At 43.0% G+C, this 15,426-nt stretch carries 17 protein-coding genes; 3 read left to right on the top strand and 14 right to left on the bottom strand.

Annotated elements, in window-relative coordinates; translation table 11 throughout:
* Window positions 1–47: 47 nt before the first annotated feature.
* The 10 genes from ACK8P5_RS09750 to ACK8P5_RS09705 all read right to left on the bottom strand — a co-directional run bounded on the left by ACK8P5_RS09750 (window position 48) and on the right by ACK8P5_RS09705 (window position 9,179).
* The gene (locus ACK8P5_RS09750) at window positions 48–1,838 is read right to left on the bottom strand and encodes a hypothetical protein (RefSeq protein WP_422660744.1); all 1,791 of its coding nucleotides are present in this window, start codon (window positions 1,836–1,838) and stop codon (window positions 48–50) included.
* A gap of 322 nt (window positions 1,839–2,160) precedes the next feature.
* Window positions 2,161–2,448 (bottom strand): alpha/beta-type small acid-soluble spore protein, encoded by a 288-nt coding sequence (locus ACK8P5_RS09745; RefSeq protein ID WP_422660743.1) that lies wholly within the window; start codon window positions 2,446–2,448, stop codon window positions 2,161–2,163.
* Between the two features lie 81 nt (window positions 2,449–2,529).
* Window positions 2,530–3,354, bottom strand: coding sequence for a purine-nucleoside phosphorylase (locus ACK8P5_RS09740; RefSeq protein ID WP_422660742.1), 825 nt, complete (start codon window positions 3,352–3,354; stop codon window positions 2,530–2,532).
* A gap of 24 nt (window positions 3,355–3,378) precedes the next feature.
* Entirely contained in the window at window positions 3,379–4,572 is a 1,194-nt protein-coding gene (gene deoB / locus ACK8P5_RS09735) for a phosphopentomutase (RefSeq protein ID WP_422660741.1), read from the bottom strand.
* Between the two features lie 83 nt (window positions 4,573–4,655).
* Window positions 4,656–5,549, bottom strand: a complete 894-nt coding sequence (xerD, locus tag ACK8P5_RS09730; protein WP_422660740.1) for a site-specific tyrosine recombinase XerD — start codon at window positions 5,547–5,549, stop codon at window positions 4,656–4,658.
* Between the two features lie 46 nt (window positions 5,550–5,595).
* Window positions 5,596–5,829, bottom strand: coding sequence for a DUF4227 family protein (locus ACK8P5_RS09725; RefSeq protein ID WP_422660739.1), 234 nt, complete (start codon window positions 5,827–5,829; stop codon window positions 5,596–5,598).
* Between the two features lie 265 nt (window positions 5,830–6,094).
* On the bottom strand, window positions 6,095–6,559 hold the full coding sequence (locus ACK8P5_RS09720; protein WP_422660738.1) for a Fur family transcriptional regulator: 465 nt from the start codon (window positions 6,557–6,559) through the stop codon (window positions 6,095–6,097).
* Between the two features lie 95 nt (window positions 6,560–6,654).
* Window positions 6,655–7,293 (bottom strand): stage II sporulation protein M, encoded by a 639-nt coding sequence (spoIIM, locus tag ACK8P5_RS09715; protein ID WP_422660737.1) that lies wholly within the window; start codon window positions 7,291–7,293, stop codon window positions 6,655–6,657.
* A 61-nt stretch (window positions 7,294–7,354) separates the two neighbouring features.
* Complete coding sequence (locus ACK8P5_RS09710) at window positions 7,355–8,596, bottom strand: endonuclease Q family protein (RefSeq protein ID WP_422660736.1); 1,242 nt, start codon at window positions 8,594–8,596, stop codon at window positions 7,355–7,357.
* Window position 8,597: 1 nt separating this feature from the next.
* Window positions 8,598–9,179, bottom strand: a complete 582-nt coding sequence (locus ACK8P5_RS09705) for an NUDIX domain-containing protein (RefSeq protein WP_422660735.1) — start codon at window positions 9,177–9,179, stop codon at window positions 8,598–8,600.
* A 94-nt stretch (window positions 9,180–9,273) separates the two neighbouring features.
* On the opposite strand from ACK8P5_RS09705, the gene mciZ reads away from it, so the two are divergent.
* Both mciZ and ACK8P5_RS09695 read left to right on the top strand, forming a co-directional pair.
* The gene (gene mciZ, locus ACK8P5_RS09700) at window positions 9,274–9,408 is read left to right on the top strand and encodes a Z-ring formation inhibitor MciZ (protein WP_422660734.1); all 135 of its coding nucleotides are present in this window, start codon (window positions 9,274–9,276) and stop codon (window positions 9,406–9,408) included.
* A gap of 121 nt (window positions 9,409–9,529) precedes the next feature.
* Window positions 9,530–10,738, top strand: a complete 1,209-nt coding sequence (locus tag ACK8P5_RS09695) for a tetratricopeptide repeat protein (RefSeq protein ID WP_422660733.1) — start codon at window positions 9,530–9,532, stop codon at window positions 10,736–10,738.
* 135 nt (window positions 10,739–10,873) lie between these two features.
* Here the strand turns inward: ACK8P5_RS09695 and ACK8P5_RS09690 are convergent, their stop codons facing one another.
* Window positions 10,874–12,010, bottom strand: a complete 1,137-nt coding sequence (locus tag ACK8P5_RS09690) for a tripeptidase T (RefSeq protein WP_422660732.1) — start codon at window positions 12,008–12,010, stop codon at window positions 10,874–10,876.
* Window positions 12,011–12,119: 109 nt separating this feature from the next.
* Between ACK8P5_RS09690 and prli42 the strand changes: the two genes are divergently transcribed.
* Entirely contained in the window at window positions 12,120–12,221 is a 102-nt protein-coding gene (prli42, locus tag ACK8P5_RS09685; RefSeq protein ID WP_156337212.1) for a stressosome-associated protein Prli42, read from the top strand.
* 22 nt (window positions 12,222–12,243) lie between these two features.
* Here prli42 and lipB read toward each other — a convergent pair whose 3' ends face one another.
* From lipB to ACK8P5_RS09670, 3 genes are all read right to left on the bottom strand, one after another.
* Window positions 12,244–12,936, bottom strand: a complete 693-nt coding sequence (gene lipB, locus ACK8P5_RS09680; protein ID WP_422660731.1) for a lipoyl(octanoyl) transferase LipB — start codon at window positions 12,934–12,936, stop codon at window positions 12,244–12,246.
* A gap of 95 nt (window positions 12,937–13,031) precedes the next feature.
* Window positions 13,032–14,420 carry a dihydrolipoamide acetyltransferase family protein gene (locus tag ACK8P5_RS09675; protein ID WP_422660730.1) on the bottom strand — a complete coding sequence of 463 codons (1,389 nt, stop codon included), beginning with the start codon at window positions 14,418–14,420 and terminating at the stop codon, window positions 13,032–13,034.
* 19 nt (window positions 14,421–14,439) lie between these two features.
* Window positions 14,440–15,426 carry an alpha-ketoacid dehydrogenase subunit beta gene (locus ACK8P5_RS09670; RefSeq protein WP_422660729.1) on the bottom strand — a complete coding sequence of 329 codons (987 nt, stop codon included), beginning with the start codon at window positions 15,424–15,426 and terminating at the stop codon, window positions 14,440–14,442.

Raw genomic sequence — 15,426 nt, 5'->3', positions numbered from 1 at the left:
ATTGTAACGGATATCTCCTATACTTAATAAAAAAAAAGATATTTAGATTAAGGCTTACCATTCTTCCAATATTCATATGCGTGTACCACATTTCCGGTATATGAGGTAGATTCCTTCAGGATCTCTTGGAGCTTCGCAAGTTCACCCTCCATGTAAGCTGAACCTTCTTCATAAAAAGTAATATGATTTCCTTCATGACTTTCTTTCATCTCCACAGAAATGATGAGCGGTTTATTCAATTCATCTGCAAAAGCGATCTCTTCCTTTGTCACTTTAACAATGCCGTTGGAACCTTCCGCTGTATCTCTAAATGCCATGAGAGAGATGTGATCCATTTGATCAATCATCCATTTACTGAGAGACATTTCAGTACCTGGAACGGTGTACTTATCGAGCCATACCGCCATATCCATACTTGCTTGTAGATTAGAATCTTTTTTAAGCTCTTGCACGAACAATTCCATATTTGAGGTCCATTCTGAGATGACCCTTTGTGAATCCATTCTCCATTCTGGCAAAACATAAGGTTCAATATCTAAATGGATACCATGAAACCTTTCATTACCTTGGACCGATCTATTGTATTCTTTCACATACTTTATAAGTCTTAACATCTTCGCACGATTCTCTTGAAGCGCCCATATCGGGTGTCCACCCATTGCATGAACTTCAATCCCTGCTTCAGCTGCTTGCTTAACAAATGCACGGTATGCACTGAATGGTTGCTCTAAATCCAATCGAACATAAAGCCAATTTAAATTTTTCTCTTCGGCGAACTTGAGTATTTCTTCACTGTTATTGATAACCTCTTTTGCTTCCCATATGTAAGTTCCTCTTACCATAGAATCACGTGCAACAGGATTAGCATCTGGGACACGTTCACCCGTTTCCGGATCTGGGTCAGGTTCAACAGGTGGAACCTCTTCCCCAGAGCCTGTATCTTCCCCATCCCCCTTAGAGGGCATGTTCTGCCAGTGGAGTACATCATGCACTGCCAGACCTGCAAAAGAAGGGTGTGAACTCAGTGCCTCTGCTACATACTCAAGTGTCTGATCCATTCGTTCTTTGCCAGCTTCATAAAATGTTGTATGTTTCTCACCCGGCATTTCCATCGTATTTACACCAATAATAACTTGCTTCCCCAGACGATCTGCGAGTTCGAGCTCATGTTTCGATTGAGCAATGATGCCATGATCAGTATCCGCTTGATTCCGATATGCAAGTACCGTTATATGGTCAAACGACCTGATCATCCACTCATTTAAATATTGTCCATCAGCCATTTGAATCGAATCAAACCAGAATGGGATATCGATCCCAAGCTCTAAGTCTGACCCTGATACAATACTCAGGAAGACTTCAATGTTCTCCTTCCAAGATGAGATGATCTCTCCCTGCTCTGTTGCCCATCTGTTAAGGACATAAGGCTCTATATCAAGATGGATACCATCAAATCGCCCCTCAGACGATACACTAGCATTATAATCAACAACCCAGTTAGCAAGACCATACATATCTTCCTGATGTTCTCGTAAAGCCCAACGCGGGTCTCCCCCCAATGCATGTACAGCCACTTGTGCGTTATGTGCACGTTCTATAAATGTTTCGTATAGTTCCTTCGGTAGCTTTCGATTGATTTGTAAATAAATCAGATTAATGCCTTCTTCACGAGCGAAATTAAGGATTTGCTCCCCACCATCTGATATTAACTCTGTTTGCCATAGCCATGTTGCCTTTTTCCCTGTCGATTCTCCATAAGCCGGAGACTGAAATCCTATTAAAAGCAAAGCAACCACAAACAACAGTCCAGCATTCATTTTGTATGTTCTCGTAATCATAATCTCCCTCCATTCCCCAGTGAGGTTTTCGTATCCTCCTGTAGTAAACGGGGTTTATTATAGCATTGATAATCAAAAAAAAGATGAGCCCATATCCTTAAAGGACGGGCTCACTTGTATTAAAAGATATTTGAGGTCTATCCAAAAGAACTACTATCCATATGGTGAATATATCCATATCTTTCAAATAGAGAAATTATGGAAGTGTTTAGTGCCAACTGCTCAGGATAAAAGTTACGGAAAATGGCTGTCATATAGAGTAACCATTCTCGTTCGTTATTTAGCATGTGCACGACCTAGATACCAATCCATATGAATCCGGTCATTTGTGGGTCTCACGGTCCACCAGCTCCTGCTGAGCAAGACGGATCATTTCACGGACCATGGAACCGCCGATTCTCCCACCGATCTGGCCTGCTTCTTCTGTTGTCAGATCACCATTTGCATCGGCCTTTAGAGGTATTCCAAGTTCTTTGGCTACCTCATACTTTACATCATCAGGATGTCCTGGGTCCGTCACATAGCCCTCATGGTTCATAACTTCTGCTTTAAAGGCTCCCATCTGCTTAGCTGCTCCGGGCACCACATATCTTCTATTTCTTCTTGCCATAAGCTTCACTCCCAAATTGTTTACAACTAGCATGCCCGGAAGTGAACTCATCCATCAATACCTCAATCGATCTTATGGTCTTTACATACCTGGAATGATGGCCATCACAAGACCTAGGAACTTCTCACGCACTTTCTCAGCCGTTTCCATTACCTCATCATGAGACAAAGGTTGGTCTAGTATGCCTGCTGCCATATTACTAATGCAGGATATACCTAGCACTTCCAAACCCGAATGACGCGCAACGATGACTTCTGATACCGTGGACATTCCAACTGCATCTGCACCAATGGTACGCAGCATTACAATTTCAGCAGGCGTTTCATATGTAGGACCGAGTAAACCTGCATATACACCTTGCTGAAGTGTGATGCCTTGGCTCTCTGCGGTATCCAAAGCCAGTTTGCGCAGCCGACGGCTATAAGCTTCTGACATATCCGGGAAACGTACACCTAGCGCCGGATCATTCGGTCCAATTAGAGGGTTTTGACCTGTCATATTAAGGTGATCTGTGATGAGCATCAAGTCACCTGGTTCGAAATCTGTATTGACTCCACCTGCTGCATTCGTGACAAGCAGACTTTTGACACCAAGTTGTTTCATCACTCGGACTGGAAATGCAGTCAACTCCGGACCGTATCCTTCGTACATATGGAAGCGCCCTTTCATGAGAACAACAGGACGTCCCTTGATATTCCCAAGTAACAATTCTCCCTCATGACCTTCTACCGTTGAAACTGGAAAATGTGGAATATCCGTATATGGAATAGAAACGGAATCTTCCAAGAGATCAGCTAATATCCCAAGCCCAGAACCTAGAATAAGTCCAACCTCTGGCCTCACACCGCCTTTTCCACGAATAAAAGCTGCTGCTTCTTCAATAATCCCCTGATTTAACGTACTCATTCAAGCACCTCTCCCAATCCATCTTTATTTTAGTTGTGATAAAAAGCTTTTGCCGTATTCTGGCGGTTTCGACCCAAAATTGTCCGCAATGGTTGCACCAACATCCGAAAAGGTCGTCCGCACACCTAGACTTCCTGGGGCTTTAAGACCCGGACTATAAGCAAGTAAAGGCACAAACTCCCGAGTATGATCCGTGCCTTTATGTGTCGGATCATTACCATGGTCTGCTGAAATCAAAAGCAAGTCTTTCTCATTCAAGCGGTCCATGATATCCGGAAGTGCTTGATCAAAGACTTTTAATGCCTGTCCATATCCCATCGGATCACGCCGATGTCCATAGAGTGAATCAAACTCAACCAGATTCGCAAACAGCAAGCCTTTAAAATCTTGACTTAGTTCTGCAAGCGTTACTTCAATACCATGTTCATTACTTTTGGTCGGATGCGATTTCGTAATGCCTTCTCCTGTAAATATGTCATTGATCTTACCAATGGATATCACATCCAACCCATGATGCTCAAGTGCATTCATCACGCTTGGCTCTGGAGGTTTCACAGCGTAATCACGACGATTCGATGTACGAATATACTTCCCGGGATGTCCCACATAAGGACGTGCAATGACTCTCCCAACAGAGAATTCAGGCTGTAGCGTAAGCCGGCGGGCGATTTCACAAGCTGCGTAAAGCTCCTCCAGTGGGATTACCTCTTCATGAGCTGCAATTTGAAACACGCTATCCGCAGAGGTATATACAATCCATGCTCCAGTCTTCTTCTGTTCTTCCCCAAGTTCTTCAATGATCTCTGTTCCAGAGGCAGGTTTGTTCCCAATGACTCTACGTCCAGTCTGTTGTTCAAACTGAGCTATAAGTGCAGATGGAAAGCCTTGCGGATATGAATTAAAAGGTGAATTCATCCTAAGTCCCATTAATTCCCAGTGGCCCGTCATCGTATCCTTACCTACGGACTGCTCTTGCATTTTACCATAATAAGCTAGTGGTGCGTCCATAGGAGCAACAGACGGTAAGGAAGCGATGTTACCTAGACCAAGCTTCTGAAGATTGGGTAAAGTCAAATCAGGATTATGTTCCAAAATATGCCCAAGGGTATGAGCCCCAATATCTCCGAATTTGGCAGCATCCGGTGCTTCTCCGATCCCCACACTGTCAAGTACAATAAAACAGATTCGCTCGAAACGATGTTTGGTGTTGTCTGACATGTTGATCACTCCTTGATTATTGGTTAGGAACTCATCTAGTTTTGATTCTAGGACTACCATTACGACGGAAACTTATATATTCATTAATTTCCTGCTCGTGGATGGTGAGATTCATATACTTCTTTCATACTTTTCCTCGGCGTCTGGTACATCTGTGTTGTAGAAATGTCAGAGTGTCCAAGCATTTCTTGTACGGAACGAAGATCCGCACCATTATCAAGCATATGGATAGCAAAGGAATGTCGAAGTGTATGCGGTGTAATATCTTCTGTAATCCCTGCTTCTCTACCATATTTCTTAATGATCTTCCAAAAACCTTGACGTGTTAGCGTAGTACCTAATGAATTCAGAAATAGACCCTCTTCTTCATCATCTTTCTTTAGCAGCTTCTGCCTCATACCGTTTACATACCATTCCACACTTTGTGCAGCAAGTGGACTAATAGGCAAGATTCGCTCTCTACCTGAGCTTCCAGTGCATCGTACAAACTTCATGTCTGTATTCACATCATTCACACCCAGATTCACCAGTTCTGAGACACGAATACCTGCCGCATACAGCAGCTCAAGCATCGCTTTATCTCTAGCTCCTTGAGGAGTAGACCCATCTGGTGCATTCAACAACTTGTCTACTTGATCAATAGAAAGTCCTTTAGGGACCTTGCGCTCCGGCTTCGGGGCTTCAAGATGAATTGAAGGATCTTGCACAATAATAGAACGACGCATCAAATATTGAAAAAAAGATCGTATGGAAACGGTGCATCTCATCATCGTGGACGGAGCTCTACCTCGTTGCCTCAGATTTCCAAGGTATAAACTAAGAAGCGTACGATTCACATCCGCCGCTTCATTCACACCACGCTGCTCGGCAAACTCGATCAACAACGCGATATCTTTGCGATAAGACTCTGTAGTACTGCGTGACAACCCTCTCTCCTCCGTTAAGAAAGAGATATAATCGTCCAAATACTGCTTCATGAGATATTCTGCTCCTTATCACTGCTTTTCCATCCTCAGCAGACATTTATTCACCATACCAATAGTATAAGCGAAGTCTGTCTCGAGGTGTTACCCATGTGTCCATTGAATTTTCAGGTTGAAAAGCCTTTACAGCATGCCCTACTGGCACTCGATATGGATCATGCGGCATCACCCATTCATTAACGAGAGCAAGGGTATAGTAAAAAAACAAAGTCAGAACACTAAACATAAGGATAAACCTTATAAAAGCTCCAACTCTTCTTATAGAAATAATCATAAGCAAGGCGCCTCTCTTTCATGAGATAACTTGAAAAAGTTCTGTCACCCAAGCCTATGAGCTTATTTCATGTATTATGACGCCCGTGAATAAGCTGATCACATGAATTAACTCTGAAAATGTATAAATGTTATATAGCTGCTGTATAGAAACAGTAAACCAATCCTATGTAACTGAACCTTCAAAGTTGAAAAAACCCTCTCGGAGACTTGTATCTCCGTAAGAGGGCTACCTGCGTAATCAAACACAGATTATTGCTATTGCATTAAGTTTCGTTATTATCTTGCTTTCCCTTTTCTTTGCACCGATAACAGATGCCATGGAAATCAAGACGATGGTCATGAACCGTGAAATTAAATTCCTTCTCAAGCCGCTCTTCGAGTGGTCCGAGCCAGTCTTCACGTATCTCATCCATGCTTCCGCATTGGGTACAAATTAAGTGATGATGATGGTGCTTAGACGTATCTGTCCGCAAATCATAACGGGCAACGCCGTCGCCGAAGTTAATCTTCTCCACCACATGCAGCTCGCTCAGAAGCTCGAGGGTACGGTATACGGTTGCCAGACCGATCTCGGGAGCTTTTTCTTTAACGAGCATAAAAACATCCTCTGCGCTGAGATGATCATCCTCATTCTCTAACAATACGCTGACGGTGGCTTCCCTTTGGGGCGTTAATTTATAGCCTTGGGATTGTAACTGCTGTTTGATTTTGTCGATCCGTGCTTCCATCGTTTCCCTCCCCCTTGGAAATCACTGCACGTAATTGTTCACTTCTTTCATTATAGGGGGACTTTGCAAACAAAGTCAAACGGTTTTGCTACATCCTACAAGCCGCTTGCAGGAAGTAACATAGGCGCTACCCAACGCATCATACTTGGAGCAATCCATGTTTCAAATGAAGAAATGCCTAACATGAGCATAACCATGACAAAAGTTAATCCGACATAGGATACAAATGGTTTTGTCACACTTCCCGCACGCTGTGCTAGAAGTCGATTTCGGATGATATATAAAGAAAAGGTTATTGCTGCTACACTACTCATCATTAATACGGGAATGATAAGCATATTCTGTGGTGCAATTGAAACTAAAGCAAACAGCAATCCTTTCCAAGAATATTGACCTACAAGATACCCTACTGTAAAACCAACCAATACCCCTTTGAGAAAATCCAGAATTAGTATTCCCGGAAGACCGATGACAGATAGCCCCAAAATCCAGATTAAACCGATCCATTTCAGGTGAAGTGCTGCGATACTACCAAAAGAAGGTGCGCTTTGGCCTTCAGCCCCTTCATGCATTGTCAGAAAAAAATGATCTAAATAGCTGGCAAGATCCTGTTGCTGCTCTAGTGACAATGCATTAACCATTAAAGCTCCAAAAAGAACTCCAACTAAAAAAAGAACGGCAACAAAAACATATAGTGGCATCTGTTCCTTAAAACTTTGCCTTAATAAATGCATGAAATAGAGTCTCCTTTCCTGTCCCTATTTCTACACTATGTGAGTTTGATACCGTCTATGACTATCGAATAGATTTCATAGTTTTCGAATCCCGAACAACTTTTCCATAGGTTCCTCCGCCTCCAGATGATAGTTCGAGGATTCCATTTCTCGCCTCAACAATACGGTTAGCAATCCCCTCACCAACAACAGAAGCAAGATCAGCAGTAGATGTTCGATGTAGAATTGCCATTTCTGTACCGAACGCAGCAAGTAACTTGGACATCACTGCTTTACCTAGACCCGGAATGAATTCTAGCGGTACCTGGTAGTGGTAAGAAGGCCGGTGAGAAGGATAGTAAGGCTCTTCTCTATCCGCAATAGACATGATCCGATCGAAGACCCCTTGTACTGTCTTTAAACTTCCACAGAGCGGACATCTATCCTTCGAGGATACAATCATCACTTCATCTAAAATACTATTACAGTTTGAACAGTACGTTCGGTGGTATTTCCCAAGAAGCGGGTTAAGTCCATAGTTCGCTGCAACATACCTTCCATCCTGGCGTGCAAGTGCTTTTCTAAACTCATCAAAAGAGGGAGAAGCCATCTGGATCGAATTGTATTCACGCCCGATTTTACCAAGAGAGTGAGCGTCTGAGTTCGTTAGAAACGAATAGTTATCCATCTCAGAAATATAACCTGCCATGCTTGAATCGGCACTAAGTCCAAGCTCGATAGCAGCAATCCCATTTAAATCGAATACCTCGGACATTCGATCTGCCATACTGCCATAAAGACCTTTGTGTGGGGTGAATACGTGTGCTGGAATGAGAATACCATCCCGTACCAATATTTCCTGTTGTAGCTCTCTTGGCTCCACGTATATTCGCTGGGAGCTAAGTTGGACATTCTTCATATAACGTGACATCCACTTCGTGAAATCTTGAATGGTATCCAAGTCTCTGAAGAATGCCAATACATGAGCTGCCCCTTTCCCTGTACCCTTAATCTCTATTTCACTGCCCATCAAAATAACCGTGTTCTGATACGCGATTCCTCCGCCATCAAGTTCCTTCATTAAACCCTCATCAAGACATGCACGAATATCATCCTGTACCGATGGAGAATGGCAATCTATAATTCCAATCATTTCTATTCCCTTGCGTTCTGCTGCTTCCTTAGCTATGTTCTCAAAGGTCAAGTTTTTGCTCCCGCTGATCTTTACAGCTTGACCGCTTTGTGTTCGTCCAATATGAATGTGCATATCACAGTAATACTCTCGCAAGTCCGCGGTTACTTCCTGATGGGACGTAGTATCCATATTAGATAACACCTGTAAGCTTGTACATATTCCACGCATAAACAGCCATGATTGTCTTCGCATCACTGATGCGTTCTTCTTTTATAAGTTGATATGCTTCTTCCAACGTGATTTCTGACATTTCAAGAAATTCATCCTCATCCGGATTCATCTCCCCTAACTCCAAATCCTCAGCCAAGTAGAGGTGGATGATCTCATCTGCAAACCCAGGCGAGGTATAGAAAGAATGTAGTTTTCGAATCTTACCACAAGTATATCCCGTTTCTTCTTGCAGCTCACGTTTAGCAGCTTCGAGAGGATCTTCCCCACGTTCTAATTTCCCAGCAGGAATCTCTACTTCACAACGCCCTAAAGGTTGTCTGTACTGATCCACGACCAGCATTTTATCACCGTGCAGTGCGAGAACGGCTACAGCTCCCGGATGCCGAACGACTTCTCTTGTTGCTTGGTTGCCATCAGGAAGTGTCACTGTATCCACTTGTAAAGAGATAATCTTCCCTTCAAAAATCTGTTCTGTAGATACCGTTGTTTCTTCTAAAGATTTATTACTTGAATGGAGCTCTTTATTCCCGAGATCACTCATATTATGGCCTCCTTTGTTTAAAAACGGCATGTCTGCCCATGCTAGTGCATAAGGTGTATTATATCAAACTTCATATGAGAGAAGGTATGTGACAATGAAAAGCTATCAAGGTACAAAGTCCATACATATGGTTGGACAAGCTTGGCAGATCAAAGTCATGTTGAAACAATGGCAAAAGCAGTGGGGGCCAGAAGTCACGATTGCTGAACTTCTTCAATCCAATAAATAATGCAAAAAATGAGCAATCAACTAGGTCTTTAGAATCAAAATTCGACTTTTTTCTATTTTTTTCTTACAAAAACCATGACTAATATGCCTGTTTATGTGTTCTATTATTGGGAGGTTTCGAAATGCGACATCTAATAAATAGAGAACCCGAACATCATACAGAACCACCATCAGATGATTATGAGCTTGGGAAATGGCACGAGTCTCGTGGTCATTTTGAAGAAGCGTTGAAGTACTTCAAACGAGGAGCAATTAATGCCATCCAAGTAAATCCTTCATCACCTACGGAAAAGAAAGGCTCCGCATTAAGTTGGATTGAATACGGGCGTCTAAGCGCCAGAATGAATAAATGCGATGAAGCCACAACTTCTTTCAGACAAGCACTATGCTTCGGTGTACCTTACACTTCATCATCATTAAGAGAATGGGCTGTAATGCTCCACAAACAAGGGATCAATGACGCGGACATACTCACACGTCTCCTTGCTGAATTATCAACACATTCCATTCCACCTTCAGAGCTTGGGAATGCACTCACTGAAATCGGAGCCTACAAAGAGGCTGTACACTGCTTTAACATGGCCGAATACAATGACACTGAATCAGGCATCAAACATGCCCGCTGTCTGATTAACGATGGTCGTCTCAATGAAGCATTAACATTATTAACTCGTCTACAGTATGAGTGTACAATCCTTCATTTGCCCTCAGAAGGGGATCGCTGTTTTATTAACCATGCTATTTTTCTGTGCAACTGGAGACTAAGTGGTACACTCCCCTATTTACCTCCATCTGATTCAGAACGCATTCAGATAGCCAAGGCCGCATTATCAGTAGGAATGGTAACAGAAGCAGATTATATGCTATCCATAGAAGATGATCTCGAGAAACACAACCTCATCTGTATGTTGTATACAGAAGGTTACATCGATCTCGTTGATTCTCTTCTGAAGCAAATGGTTGAACTACCAAGGATTAATTCAACTTCATATAGTAATCAACTTCACTTTATCGCTGCTGAACGATTATATGATCAGAGGGAATATGATAAAGCGTCTGCAATATTTGAAAATTTACGATTATCTCAAGCCGAGCATACGAATGCGAGGTTTGGAGAAGCTGCCTGCTACTTACATTCAGCCCTTCTCTCCCTTACATCACGAATGACTCGTATTGAAAGCACAAGAACAGTAAAAGAACAGTCATTAGAATACATGCATAGTATCAATGCTGCACTTCATATTGTTGAAAACACGAAGTGGCACACGAGCTGGACACCTGCCCAGAAGCGTAGAAAGTACGGTTTAGATCAATCATCCATACTTAACTAATATTCTCACTTCATTGACCTATAAAAAGAACCTCTTAGATTTTCGTTGGATAAACTGTACGTTTATTCCAATGTCCGTCCTAAGAGGTGCTTTTTTTGTTTTGGATCTATCAAAGATTTCGTATCATTATGCTTGTTATTTAGAATCAACCTTAGCTGCTTCTTGGATAATGGCTACAACAACTTGCGCTGCTTTGACCAAATCTGAAGCTTTAATTCGCTCATTTGTTGTATGAATTTCTTCATAACCTACGGCAAGATTTACCGTTGGAATACCTAAACCATTAAATATATTAGCGTCGCTTCCTCCACCTGAAGGGAAGGTTCGGCTAGGCATACCTAATCCACCAATTGCCCGTTGTGCCAATTGAACGACTTCATCTTTCTCGTTGTAACTGAAAGCAGGGTAGATGATCTCACTACGGAACTCACATTTTGCTCCAAAATCACGAACCGTAGTTTCCAGAGCTTCACGCATCTGATTAATCTGCTTCTCTACTTTTTCCTGTACAATACTTCTAGCTTCAGCATCAATCTGTACATAATCGCACACGATGTTTGTCGGACCGCCGCCTTGGAATTTTCCAATATTAGCAGTCGTTTCTTCGTCAATCCGACCTAAGCTCATTTTCGCAATCGACTTTGCCGCAACTTGAATGGCACTGATTCCATCTTCTGGATTCACTCCAGCATGGGCAGATTTGCCGTTAATGATCATCGTCACCTTGGCTTGAGTCGGTGCTGCTACAGCGATAGCTCCTACTTCCCCGTTCGAATCCAGTGCATATCCGAGATCAGCATCCAAGTATTTAGGGTCAAGTGCACGCGCACCTACAAGGCCCGATTCTTCACCCGCAGTAATCACGAACTGGATCTTACCATGTGGGATTTTGTTCTCTTGAATGACACGTATTGCTTCTAGAAGAGCTGCAATCCCAGCTTTATCATCAGATCCTAGGATCGTCGTACCATCGCTACGAATCCATCCATCTTCACCAAGGATAGGCTTAATACCATTGCCTGGTGTAACGGTATCCATATGACATGTAAATAAAAGCTTAGCTGCTTCCTCAGCCTGTTCCGCATCCCAAGTAATAATCAAGTTGCCAGCCCCATGACCGGTCTTCTCCTTGGTATCGTCCTCAAATACGTTCAGTCCAAGACTAGCAAATTTCTCTTTCAACACAGCAGAAATCTGCTCTTCATGTCTCGTCTCACTATCCACTTGAACCAATTCCATAAACTCATTTATAATACGGTCTTGTGAAATCATTGGACTTCCCTCTCCTTCTTAGATGAGTTACAATGTGCTTGTACGATTAATGCATAAAGGACTAAGTCCTTATGTACATCATTTAAACTTAAACCAAAGGAGTAACACAATGCAACGTAAAAAATGGTTTCGTATCGTTATTTATCTCATGCTGGCCGCTATGATCGGTTCCACTTTATTTATTGTCTTAGAGCCTCTACTCTTGCGCTAAAACTTAACATATGGCCGCCGAATTAGGCGTCAGCTGCTTGCAGCTGTATCTCATAGGGAAAAACCCGGGTGAAGTAGGGAATAATCCCCCGGGCAACTTCCTCTATTTGAAACTCCTTACCCGTACATTCCTCTAATGAAGTTACGCCGTACTCTTGAATTCCACAGGGTATAATGCCTGTAAACCCTTCCTTTTCGATGCCGGCTTTTACATTCAGCGCAAAACCATGACTTGTTACGAATCCACGATGATGACGAGATTTATTGAACTTCATACCAATCGCACATATTTTCTTATCCCCAACCCAAACCCCGGTATACTCCGGTTTGCGTCCGGATTCGATGCCGAATTGGAGAAGATAATCAATAATAACCTGTTCAACACTTCTTAAGAACCCATGAAGATCCAGATTCTTACCACCATCCAGAAGGAGCAGTGGGTATCCCACCAATTGTCCAGGTCCATGATATGTAATATCTCCACCACGATCAATTTCGAACAGGCCAATCCCCTTAGCTTCTAGCTGTTCGCGGCTGAGAAGGAGATGCTCTGGATGCCTCTGCGAGCCTATCGTATACGTTGGGGGATGCTGGAGGAGCATCAGACATTCATTACGCTCCCCCAGATCAATACTTTTCACCCGCTCTTTTTGTATATCCCAGGCTGTTCCATAATCAAGCAGTGGCGTATACGACACATCTAATGCTTTTATCATCTTACTACGCCTTCTTTCTTAGAATACCCTAAAAAAATCACTTTACTTAAGAATCCTTAGACGAGCGAGTGTATGCATTTCTTAGATGTTAGTCATTAATACAACTTAGTATCAAGTGTGTATCCTTCCAAGTTATCCTTCACACGTTGCAAGAACCGACCACAAATGACCCCATCAAGAATTCTGTGATCCAATGAAAGACAAAGGTTAGCCATCGACCGAACCGCAATCATATCATTAATGACGACAGGTTTCTTCACAATGGATTCGAAAGTTAGAATAGCCGCTTGTGGATAATTAATGATTGGATACGATAAAATAGACCCGAATGAACCGGTATTATTCACAGTGAAGGTACCATCTTGTAAATCGTCAAACTTCAATTTTCCTTCACGAGTTTTTCGAGCCAACTCATCAATTTCACGGGCTAAACCAGCAATGTTCTTCTGATCCGCTCGCTTAATTACCGGCGTAATGACCGAATCTTCGGTTCCAACGGCAAGAGAGATGTTAATGTCCCGTTTTACAACGATTTTGTCAACAGCCCAGAACGAATTGATGATCGGGTAATCCTTGATTGCGTTCACTACCGCTTTCAACAGAAAAGCAAGATACGTTAGATTAACACCTTCATTACGCTTGAACTCATCTTTCAACTTGTTCCGGATTAGCACAAGATTGGTCACATCAACCTCAATCATGGTCCACGCATGAGGAATTTCCGATACACTTTGACGCATATTGCGTGCAATCGTATTCCGAAGCGGAGTCACGTCAACAAAATAATCTGATCGACCATTTCCGGCTCCCTCTACTTCTATGGTAGGAATCTTCGGCATTTCTGTTAAATGGAGACCCGAGTGTCTAACATTCGGAATAGCCGTTCCTACAGGAGGACTTGGTTCAGCCTGAGGTGGACTTACCATTCCTATAAATGGCGAAGAAGATGATGTAGAGGACGGATTATTTGATGTTGAAGGAACAACAGTTGGTTCTGCTGCAGGTTTAGCTGTCCCTCCTTGCTCAATATACGAAAGAACATCTTTGCGAGTAATACGTCCACCCATCCCTGTTCCAACTACTTGGTTAAGATCAACTCCATGCTCCGCAGCAAGTGTTTGTACTGCAGGTGAATACCGACTGCGCATAGATTGGTCCGATGAAGGAGCCTGTTGACTGGACGTGGGCTCATGAACTACCTGAGCTGCCGTGTCAACAACTGCTCCCCCTGAAGTAGAAGATATACGGCAGATGATTTCTCCTACAGCCACCGTCTGACCTTCCTCCGCTAAAATATCTCCCATGAAGCCGTCCATCGTTGATGGTATTTCAGCGTTTACTTTATCGGTAATCACTTCACAAATAGGCTCATACTGCTCAATTTGATCTCCAGGTTGTTTTAACCATTTACCTATCGTAGCGGACACGAGTGATTCCGCCAGCTGCGGCATCGCCACATCGGTCATTTTCCCATTTTCAGACATGCTCACAACTCCTTGTATCTTAATAGAGCGCCAATTGACGCATTGATTCTTTCACTTTGTCCTTGTTCAGCATATAAAATTTCTCCATTGGAGGGCTGATTGGCATCGCAGGCACATCCGGAGCACATAAACGCATGATTGGAGCATCCAAGTCATACAAACAATGCTCTGAAATAATTGCTGCTACCTCGGCTCCAATACCACCGGTTTTATTATCTTCATGAACAATCATAACTTTTCCAGTCATGCGAGCTGCCTCAATGATCGCTTCTTGATCAAGCGGCTGCAGTGTTCTGAGATCTAGTACATGTGCAGTAATTCCTTCTTCTTTTTCAAGCTCTTCAGCAGCTTGGAGTACAAAATGCAGTGGCTGGCTATATCCTATAACGGTGATGTCTGCACCTTCTCTGAGCAAGTTGGCTTTACCAATAGGTACGATATAATCATCCTCAGGCACATCACCTTTAATGAGCTTATAACACTTCTTGTTCTCAAAGAACAGAACTGGATCTGGGTCACGTACAGCAGCCTTTAACAATCCTTTAGCATCATAGGCTGTAAACGGAGCCACGATCTTAAGACCTGGTGTACCAAAGAAGATCGATTCTGGGCACTGAGAGTGATACAACCCACCGAAAATCCCGCCACCAATAGGCGCGCGAACGACAATCGGACAGCTCCAATCATTATTGGAACGATAGCGGATTTTGGCTGCTTCGCTAATAATTTGATTGGTTGCAGGCAGCATGAAATCAGAATACTGCATCTCCGCAATAGGTTTCATTCCATACATCGCAGCTCCGATGGCAACACCAGCAATCGCTGACTCCGCAAGCGGGGTATCCATTACACGCATTTCACCAAACTGTTCAATTAGCCCTTTTGTTGTCGTGAACACGCCGCCTTTTACGCCGACATCCTCCCCAAGAACAAATACAGATTCATCTCGCTCCATCTCTTCCTTCATCGCTAAACGAATCGCATCGATATATTCCATTTGAGCCAT

This window comes from Paenibacillus sp. EC2-1 (assembly GCF_049311625.1).
Lineage (GTDB): Bacteria > Bacillota > Bacilli > Paenibacillales > Paenibacillaceae > Paenibacillus_AQ.
This window is presented reverse-complemented; position numbering and strand designations above follow the sequence as displayed.

What these genes read in the sequence shown, in the direction of transcription:
- ACK8P5_RS09750 (WP_422660744.1), bottom strand. Translation starts at nt 1,838, where the DNA reads ATGATTACGAGAACATACAAAATGAATGCTGGACTGTTGTTTGTGGTT.
- ACK8P5_RS09745 (WP_422660743.1), bottom strand. Translation starts at nt 2,448, where the DNA reads ATGGCAAGAAGAAATAGAAGATATGTGGTGCCCGGAGCAGCTAAGCAG.
- ACK8P5_RS09740 (WP_422660742.1), bottom strand. Translation starts at nt 3,354, where the DNA reads ATGAGTACGTTAAATCAGGGGATTATTGAAGAAGCAGCAGCTTTTATT.
- deoB (WP_422660741.1), bottom strand. Translation starts at nt 4,572, where the DNA reads ATGTCAGACAACACCAAACATCGTTTCGAGCGAATCTGTTTTATTGTA.
- xerD (WP_422660740.1), bottom strand. Translation starts at nt 5,549, where the DNA reads ATGAAGCAGTATTTGGACGATTATATCTCTTTCTTAACGGAGGAGAGA.
- ACK8P5_RS09725 (WP_422660739.1), bottom strand. Translation starts at nt 5,829, where the DNA reads ATGATTATTTCTATAAGAAGAGTTGGAGCTTTTATAAGGTTTATCCTT.
- ACK8P5_RS09720 (WP_422660738.1), bottom strand. Translation starts at nt 6,559, where the DNA reads ATGGAAGCACGGATCGACAAAATCAAACAGCAGTTACAATCCCAAGGC.
- spoIIM (WP_422660737.1), bottom strand. Translation starts at nt 7,293, where the DNA reads ATGCATTTATTAAGGCAAAGTTTTAAGGAACAGATGCCACTATATGTT.
- ACK8P5_RS09710 (WP_422660736.1), bottom strand. Translation starts at nt 8,596, where the DNA reads ATGGATACTACGTCCCATCAGGAAGTAACCGCGGACTTGCGAGAGTAT.
- ACK8P5_RS09705 (WP_422660735.1), bottom strand. Translation starts at nt 9,179, where the DNA reads ATGAGTGATCTCGGGAATAAAGAGCTCCATTCAAGTAATAAATCTTTA.
- mciZ (WP_422660734.1), top strand. Translation starts at nt 9,274, where the DNA reads ATGAAAAGCTATCAAGGTACAAAGTCCATACATATGGTTGGACAAGCT.
- ACK8P5_RS09695 (WP_422660733.1), top strand. Translation starts at nt 9,530, where the DNA reads ATGCGACATCTAATAAATAGAGAACCCGAACATCATACAGAACCACCA.
- ACK8P5_RS09690 (WP_422660732.1), bottom strand. Translation starts at nt 12,010, where the DNA reads ATGATTTCACAAGACCGTATTATAAATGAGTTTATGGAATTGGTTCAA.
- prli42 (WP_156337212.1), top strand. Translation starts at nt 12,120, where the DNA reads ATGCAACGTAAAAAATGGTTTCGTATCGTTATTTATCTCATGCTGGCC.
- lipB (WP_422660731.1), bottom strand. Translation starts at nt 12,936, where the DNA reads ATGATAAAAGCATTAGATGTGTCGTATACGCCACTGCTTGATTATGGA.
- ACK8P5_RS09675 (WP_422660730.1), bottom strand. Translation starts at nt 14,420, where the DNA reads ATGTCTGAAAATGGGAAAATGACCGATGTGGCGATGCCGCAGCTGGCG.
- ACK8P5_RS09670 (WP_422660729.1), bottom strand. Translation starts at nt 15,426, where the DNA reads ATGGCTCAAATGGAATATATCGATGCGATTCGTTTAGCGATGAAGGAA.